At 67.5% G+C, this 1,186-nt stretch carries 1 protein-coding gene; it reads left to right on the top strand.

The window, feature by feature from the left end:
- Window positions 1-1,180: ISL3 family transposase (locus BSP109_RS16665; RefSeq protein WP_101602068.1), on the top strand; the 1,180-nt coding region annotated here is incomplete at its 5' end.
- Between the last annotated feature and the right edge of the window lie 6 nt (window positions 1,181-1,186).

Raw genomic sequence — 1,186 nt, 5'->3', positions numbered from 1 at the left:
CACCGGCTGTCCCGGATGCGGCGTCATCGCCACTGGCCACGGACGTGTGACCGTGACTCTGATCGATGCGCCCTTCGCGGGACGCCCGACCCGTCTGCGGTGGCGAAAGCGCCGCTGGATCTGCCCCGAGTCCGCCTGCCCGGTGGTGTCCTTCCTCGAGCAGTCCACTCAGGTAGCGGCCCCGCGCGGTAGGTTGACGACCCGTGCGGTGTCCTGGGCGGTTCGTCAGCTGCGCTACGAGAACGCCTCGATCCAGGGGCTGGCTCGACAGCTGGGCACGACGTGGAACACCCTGTGGTCCCAGGTCCGCCCCCGCCTGGCCGACGCCGCTGCGGATCCGGCCCGTTTCGACGGCGTCGAAGTCCTGGGCGTCGACGAGCACATCTGGCACCACACGAGTCCTCGCAGGCGGGGGCCGAAAGAGCTGACCGGCATGGTCGATCTCTCCCGCAGTCGACACCCGACCGCCCGCTTGCTGGACCTCGTCCCGGGACGCTCCGGGACGGTTTACAAGGACTGGCTCCACGCGCGCGGCCCCGCCTTCCGTGATGGAATCAAGGTCGCGACTCTGGACCCGTTCCAGGGCTACAAGAACGCGATCGATGACCAGCTGGAAGACGCCACCTGCGTACTCGATGCCTTCCACATCGTCAAGCTCGCCACCAGCGCCGTCGATGATGTCCGCCGTCGTATCCAGCAGCAGACGCTCGGGCACCGGGGACGCAGGGGCGACCCCCTCTACGGCATCCGCACCATCCTGAGGGCCGGACGCGAACGCCTCACCGACCGGCAACAGGCGCGTCTGCAGTCGGCGTTCGTCGCGCATGAGGATCATGTCGCTGTCGAGGTCGCCTACCAGTGCGCCCAGGACGTGAGGGACATGTTCCACCAGGACGCTCTCGCCCAGGGCCGCCGGCTCGCCATCCGCGTCATCGAGGCTTTGCCGACGTGTCCGATCCCGGAGATCGCCCGGCTGGGCAGGACTCTGCGGAAGTGGAAGACGACGATCCTGGCGTACTTCGATACCGACGGTGCCAGCAACGGTGGTACCGAGGCCGTCAACGGGCTCATCGAGCTCGGTCGGCGTATCGCTCGCGGGTTCCGCAACTTCGATCACTATCGACTCCGCATGCTCCTAATCGCCGGCGGGCTGGATGCCTCAACCCACACTCAACTCTGAAGAGCC

The organism is Brevibacterium sp. Mu109 (assembly GCF_900169375.1).
GTDB classification, from domain to species: domain Bacteria; phylum Actinomycetota; class Actinomycetes; order Actinomycetales; family Brevibacteriaceae; genus Brevibacterium; species Brevibacterium yomogidense_A.
This window is presented reverse-complemented; position numbering and strand designations above follow the sequence as displayed.